The sequence below is a fragment of the Candidatus Effluviviaceae Genus V sp. genome (assembly GCA_014728125.1).
GTDB lineage: Bacteria > Joyebacterota > Joyebacteria > Joyebacterales > Joyebacteraceae > WJMD01.
In genome coordinates this window covers 26774-32773 of record WJMD01000123.1, presented here as the reverse complement: position 1 = coordinate 32773, position 6000 = coordinate 26774, and the positions used below count along the sequence as shown (strand labels likewise).

Sequence of the window (6000 nt, the reverse complement as noted above, 5' to 3'; positions counted from 1 at the left end):
GTAGAGCGCAAGGAACCGCTCTGCGTCGCCCTGCGCCCGGTTGACGCGCGCCAGCGCGTAGCCCTCGGCGTCGCGGATCATCCGCTGGGCCTCGCCCTCGGCCGCAGGGATCTCCTTGTTGTACTCCGCCCAGGCCTCGTTGATCAGCTGCTCGCGCTCCTGCTTGGCCTGATTGACCTCATTGAACGACGGTTTCACCGGGTCCGGCGGGTTGACGTCCTTAAGGTTGACGGTGACGACCTGGATGCCGGTCTCGTACTCGTCGAGCAGCTTCTGCATCTCCTGCTGAGTACGATCGGAGATCTCGCGGCGCCCGACCGTCAGAACCTCGGTGACCGTCCTGTCGCCGACCACGAGACGCATCGTCGCCTCGCTGACATCGCGGATCGTCTCGGGCACCTCCCGGACCTTGAAGAGGTACTTGAGAGGGTCCTGGATCCGGTACTGCACGATCCACTCGACGACGGCGGCGTTCAGGTCGCCCGTCAGCATGAGGGACTCGTCACTGAAGTCGCCCCGGCGGTAGACGGTCCGCACGCCGGGCCGCTCGGTGGCGAACCCGAACTCCAGCTTGTACACGTGCTTGACGCGCACCTTCTGCACCCGCTCGATGGCGAACGGGAGCTTCATGTGCAGGCCCGGCTGGGCGGTGCGAACGTAGGCGCCCAGGCGCTTGACGACGCCGACCTCGTCCGTTGCGACGGAGTAGAACGTCGTCGAGAGCAGGATGATGGCCACGATGCCGATGACGACCCACCGGACAGCGCCTTCCTTGAAGGAGGGCAGTCGCAGACGGCGCGGCCGCACCATCATGTCAGGGTCGTATTCCATCAGGACTCCCTTCGGTAGGTTGTTGCGGGCGGCACGCATCGTGAGCCCGCATCACACATCGTATCCGGAAGGGGCCAAGGATGCAAGAAGGGCCGGGGCCTCGTGTTCGGCGGTTTCTTGATGAAGCCGCAGGCGTGTGATATTCTGGGCACTGCACACACGTTGGTGGGACCGCGTCGGGACGCACGCACTCTGCCGACCGACAAGGCGGCCCTGCCACCGACCGCCGCCCGTCCCGGACCGTTCGGACACCACAGGAGAGACGATGCGGCTCGTATCCACATTGCTCGCGGTGCTCGTGGCCGTCGGCGCCGTCGCCGCCGAGAAGACGGTGCTCTACGAGCACTTCACATCGCGCTACTGAGCATCGTGCCCGCAGGCCGCAGTTGCGGTCCACGAGTTCCAGTCGAGGCACGGCAGGGACGAACTCGTCCTCGTGCAGTACGAGTTCGCCGACCCGTTCTTCTACCAGCGCTCATCCTACTACGGAAACTCCGCCGTGCCCCTTCTGGCGGGCGACGGCCGGTCCTGTCCGTCGCCCTGGTCGGTCTCGCATATGGAGAGCGACCTCGCCGCGCACAGCGCGGCCGATTCGCCGCTGACGATGAAAGTCAGCGAGCTCGGCGTCGGCGAGTTCGCCGTATCGATCGCGGCCGAGGAGGACGTGTCCAACGCCCGGTTCGCCGCCGCCGCAGTCCTGGCCGAGGACGTTCCGTCCTCAAACGGCACGTCGTTTCTTCCCTACCACGCGAAGACGTTTCTGACGGCCTACCAGGGCGATGCGTTCAGCATCGCGGAGGGGGAGAGCGTCACGTTCCTGACATCGTTCGATGTAGATCCCGCGTGGGACTACTCACGGATGGGCGTGGCCGCGTGGGTCCAGGCCGACGGGGGAGGGAACCCGAGCGGCTCGTCGGACCTCCCGGTGATCCGCGGCGTGCTCCAGTCGGCCTTCGCCCCTGCGACGGCGACAGGCGTGCCGGAACCGCCCGGGGCGGCGCTGCGCCTCTCCGCTCCGACGCCCAACCCGGCCCGCGGCGAGGCCCGCTTCGTTCTCGCGAGTGACGAGGTTGGTGACGTGTCGGTGGTCATCTACGATGTTCGCGGACGCCGCGTGGCAACGCTGTTCGAGGGAAGGGCCCAGCCCGGCGAGGCCGTGATCCGCTGGGACGGAAGGGATGTGGAGGGCCGCCGCTGTCCCTCCGGTGTCTACTTCGCCCGCCTGCACGGCACGTCCACAGCGGCACAGACGCAGACGGTTGTGCTCATACGGTAGTCTCACAGGGCGGCACAGACCGATGGTTCGCACCCGAAAACCCTTGACCGATTTCGCGGGTCCCTGATATCTTCAACTGTGATGGAGTATTCTTGACCGGAGCATCTCCACGCTGGCTTGCTCAGACATTGCGTGAGGGCGACCGGGGACCAGAGGGTCCCGGAGAGGAGCAGCACCATGAGAGCAACGGCTATCGTTCTTGCGATGGCGGCGTGCCTTGTCTTCGCGACGGGTGCGTCGGCAACCGTATTCCTGCACGAGGGCTTCGAGACGGGCGCCGAAGGATGGGAGACGACCGGTCAGGTCGAGGGGCAGGAGTTCAGCCTCTGGCATCTCGAGACCTACCGTGCGCACAGCGGGATGTACTCCGCGGCCTACAACACCGGCGGCCCGAACTACGACTATGACGTCGGCTGGAACTGGGGCGTTCTGATGTCCCCGTGGATCGACCTCTCGGGCGCCGATGAGGCCTACATGAACTTCTACTCCTGGCTCGAGACCGAGAACCAGCCGATGCATCTTTTCGATAAGGCCCACGTCGTCGTGAAGCCCGGAGACGGGATGTGGGTCCCGCTCTATCCCGACGTGCAGTGGTTCGACCAGGGCGAGTGGATCGGGCTCAAGGCGGACCTCAACATGTTCGCCGGCCTCGACGCGGTCCGCGTCGGATTCTACTTCGACACAATGGACCATCTGATGAACGACTACGAGGGCTGGTACGTGGACGACATCAAGGTGCACGATGGCGACACGTCGCCCGTGCCCGAGCCTTCGACCTGGCTGCTTCTGAGCACAGGGCTCGTCGGTGTCGGCGCTCTCGTCCGCCGCCGGTTCCGCGGCTAGCTCGAGCGGACCACCATAGGCAACACCACGGGGCAGGGCCCTTCCGGGTCCCTGCCCCGTTCTTTCAGAGGGAGCCGCTCGACGCTTCCTTGACCAGCAGATTGTCGTATGATACTCTGGTACCAACGAACGGAGACATCCGTCCGGACCCGACGTGTCCGGGGGTCCACGACTTCGACACGGGGAGGGCCATGTGACAAATCGTTATTGCTTTCTTGCTCTGGTGGTCGTCTTCGCCATCGCGGCGACGCCCGCACTGGCCACCGAGACGCTGACCGTCGACTCGTACAAGAACTGCGTCGGCCTCCTGCAGGCGGGATGCCCCAGCATCTCGCTCGATCCGGGGGTCACGTACACCGTCAGCGTGACCGGAGACGCCGCCGCGAACGACTCGCTCGGCATCCAGTACTACGACGGCCTCTTCCTCTACTTCTTCGAGAAGACCGACGCGCTTCACCCCCGCATCGTCTACCTCGAGAAGGGGGAGACGTTCGACCTCACCGCGGGGTTCGATCCCGTCTACGCGTTCCTCGTTGACATCTCGCTCAAGGACGTCGGGGACAACTTCGGTTCGATGGAGGTGGCCTTCGACTCGCCGAGGGGACGGGAGACGCTGACGGTCGACGCGGTCTTCCACTGCATCGGACTGCTCGAGTACGGCGGCGCGAAGATCGTGCTGACACCGGGGCAGGAGTACACGGTCTCGGTCACCGGCGACGCGGCGACGAACAGCGACCCGTCGGGCTACTACGACGGCGTCTGCATCTTCACGCGCGACATCTCGATGCCCTATCATCCTCAGCTGAGCTTCCTCGAGTTCGGCGAGGAGTACGTCTTCACGGCGCACGCGACGGGCTGGTTCTGGGCGTTCCTCGTCGACTTCAGCTTCGCCGACATGGGGAACAACTCCGGGTCCATGACCGTCGAGTTCCTTGCTGAGACGGGGATCGAGGAGGAGACCTGGAGCGCGATCAAGCAGCTCTTCCAGTAGCGAACGATGCAACACCTTGCGACGGCCGCACACGACTGAGGCCCGCCTTCCACCGGGGAGGGCGGGCCTCGGTCGTTCAGGTCGTCTGAAGATCGGTCAGCCGGTCGAGGGGGCTTCGTCGTGGAGCGGGCCGAGCGACATGAAGCGTCCGCGCGCGGTGGCGGCGACCTCTCCGTCCGGGAGCGTCGCCTCGGCCTCGACCTCGTGGACCCGGCGCCTCGAGCGCACGAGTCTGGCCGTCACGGTCACCTCCTCGCCGACGGGCACCGGGCTCGAGTACCGGACGGTCAGCTCGGCCGTCATCGCCAGAAGCCCCATCCGGTTCAGGAGGGTCACCATCGTCTCGTCGAGAACGGTCGAGACGAGTCCTCCGTGGACGACCCCGCTGTAGCCCTGGTACCTGCCGTCGAAGGTGTGCCGGGTCGTGACCTCACCGTCGCCGTAGTCGAATGACAGGTGGAGGCCGTGCGGGTTGTCGGGTCCGCACGCGAAGCACATGCGGTCGTCGGCCATGGTCTTGAGCACGTTCTTTGTCTCGCCCTCGCTCATTCCTCTTCCTCGTGTTCTCCTTCTTCATCCGATTCGCCGGTGAGTTCGTCAACGGGCATGGCAGGGGTCGAGATGATCTCGCGCGCCTCGTCGACGCGGTCGATGGGGACCATGATTCTGACGGCTCCGAGACCGTCGACCGTGACGGCGTAGAGCTTACCCGCTGCCTCGAAGTTGAGATGCACCGGGATCCCGGCGGCCTCGAGCGCCGCTCGGATGCCGTGAGCTTCCATCTCGCCGTTCGCCGTGTAGACGACGGCCATGTCCGACGGGATCGGGGAACCGGTCTTCATCTTTCGTCGTTCCTTTCGGGCGTCTGGTCGTTGCAATGCCGTCACCCCGATCGACGGGGCGCGTGACGCAGTATAGCGCCTGAGGAGCCCGAGCGCCAGAGGAGCGCCGGGAGAGGGGAAACGAAGCGGCGGGGCCCCTCAGGGACCCCGCCGCCGTCATTGGCACTTCATCGGCCGCGCAGCCGCGCGGGCGCAGACTCATCGGTAGAGCCGCTTGATCTCGCCCCAGGTGCTCTCGACGACGGGCGATGCGCCGAGGAACCAGTGGTAGATGGTGTCGATGGCGACGTGGAACGATGCGGTCGCCGCCGCGGAGAGTTCGATGCCCGACCAGACGGTCTTGAAACCGCCCGGGTCGTGGTAGATGACGACCCCGTCCCGCGCCGCCTCGTCGTACGAGAACGCTGAGCCAGCATCTGCGACGGGGTCTGCGCAGTCGGGGTAGAAAGTGTTCTCCGTGAAGACCGTCGAAGCGGTGAGCGACAGCGTCAGACCGTCCGCAATCCAGCCCGGAGAGCCGGTGATCGTGGCCGTCGTCTCGCCCCAGAGCACGTCCTGGTGGCAGTGGTCGAGCCCGAGGTAATCCCGCGGAAACCCGCTCGTCGGACCCATCGATGGATGCGCGCCGACCATGTAGTCCTGCCCGACGAACAACAGGTTGCCGCCGGTGTCCAGATACGCCGCCAGCGCGGATTCGTCGGCCGGGTCGATGTTCTTCGGGGTGGCCCACCAGTTGTCGCTCGTCAGCACGACGACGACCGGGTAGTTGTCGGCCGTCATCCCCGTCGGGAAGTTGATGGAGCCGCCCGGTGTCTCGACGCGGCACGTGGCGATGATCTGCGCACCGGCGGCGGCGAACGCGTCCGCGTACAGGGGCGTGGGGTCGCCGAAACCGCGGTTCGCGTCGATGTCGAGGCAGATCAGGACGTCGGCAACGCTGCGTGCCGTGCCGTACGGCCCGCGTTCGGGGTACTCCGCATCGGGCAGGCCCTCGCGGGAGGTCGTCGCCGAGAGCGGGACGGACAGGACCAGGGCCAGGGCAACCACGAGCATTCGCTTCATGCGGGTCCTCCCCGGGCGCCGTGCGCCCGTGTGGGCTGTGACCGAACACCGTGCCCCGCGCGGGGCCACGTGGCGTCGGGAGAGCACGGTGCCGGTCGAACCTCTGTGACCAGGCACCCATCGCGTTACGGTGTCATGTGGATGCGAGGCCGGAG

At 66.2% G+C, this 6000-nt stretch carries 7 protein-coding genes; 3 read left to right on the top strand and 4 right to left on the bottom strand.

Going from position 1 to position 6000, the window contains the following annotated elements; all coding sequences use genetic code 11:
* Positions 1 to 870, bottom strand: an 870-nt coding sequence (hflK, locus tag GF405_07725; protein ID MBD3368045.1) for an FtsH protease activity modulator HflK, incomplete at its 3' end; no start/stop codon positions are given.
* A 517-nt stretch (positions 871 to 1387) separates the two neighbouring features.
* Between hflK and GF405_07720 the strand changes: the two genes are divergently transcribed.
* From GF405_07720 to GF405_07710, 3 genes are all read left to right on the top strand, one after another.
* A complete protein-coding gene (locus GF405_07720; protein MBD3368044.1) occupies positions 1388 to 2107 on the top strand; it encodes a T9SS type A sorting domain-containing protein in 720 nt (239 codons plus the stop codon).
* A gap of 177 nt (positions 2108 to 2284) precedes the next feature.
* Positions 2285 to 2950 carry a PEP-CTERM sorting domain-containing protein gene (locus GF405_07715; GenBank protein ID MBD3368043.1) on the top strand — a complete coding sequence of 222 codons (666 nt, stop codon included), beginning with the start codon at positions 2285 to 2287 and terminating at the stop codon, positions 2948 to 2950.
* A 193-nt stretch (positions 2951 to 3143) separates the two neighbouring features.
* Positions 3144 to 3941, top strand: a complete 798-nt coding sequence (locus GF405_07710) for a hypothetical protein (protein ID MBD3368042.1) — start codon at positions 3144 to 3146, stop codon at positions 3939 to 3941.
* 96 nt (positions 3942 to 4037) lie between these two features.
* On the opposite strand, the gene GF405_07705 is transcribed toward GF405_07710, so the two are convergent.
* From GF405_07705 to GF405_07695, 3 genes are all read right to left on the bottom strand, one after another.
* The gene (locus GF405_07705) at positions 4038 to 4454 is read right to left on the bottom strand and encodes a PaaI family thioesterase (GenBank protein MBD3368041.1); all 417 of its coding nucleotides are present in this window, start codon (positions 4452 to 4454) and stop codon (positions 4038 to 4040) included.
* A gap of 32 nt (positions 4455 to 4486) precedes the next feature.
* A complete protein-coding gene (locus tag GF405_07700) occupies positions 4487 to 4783 on the bottom strand; it encodes a hypothetical protein (protein ID MBD3368040.1) in 297 nt (98 codons plus the stop codon).
* 198 nt (positions 4784 to 4981) lie between these two features.
* Positions 4982 to 5845, bottom strand: a complete 864-nt coding sequence (locus GF405_07695) for a hypothetical protein (protein MBD3368039.1) — start codon at positions 5843 to 5845, stop codon at positions 4982 to 4984.
* Between the last annotated feature and the right edge of the window lie 155 nt (positions 5846 to 6000).

What these genes read in the sequence shown, in the direction of transcription:
- GF405_07705 (MBD3368041.1), bottom strand. Translation starts at nt 4,454, where the DNA reads ATGGCCGACGACCGCATGTGCTTCGCGTGCGGACCCGACAACCCGCAC.
- GF405_07695 (MBD3368039.1), bottom strand. Translation starts at nt 5,845, where the DNA reads ATGAAGCGAATGCTCGTGGTTGCCCTGGCCCTGGTCCTGTCCGTCCCG.
- GF405_07700 (MBD3368040.1), bottom strand. Translation starts at nt 4,783, where the DNA reads ATGAAGACCGGTTCCCCGATCCCGTCGGACATGGCCGTCGTCTACACG.
- GF405_07715 (MBD3368043.1), top strand. Translation starts at nt 2,285, where the DNA reads ATGAGAGCAACGGCTATCGTTCTTGCGATGGCGGCGTGCCTTGTCTTC.
- GF405_07720 (MBD3368044.1), top strand. Translation starts at nt 1,388, where the DNA reads ATGGAGAGCGACCTCGCCGCGCACAGCGCGGCCGATTCGCCGCTGACG.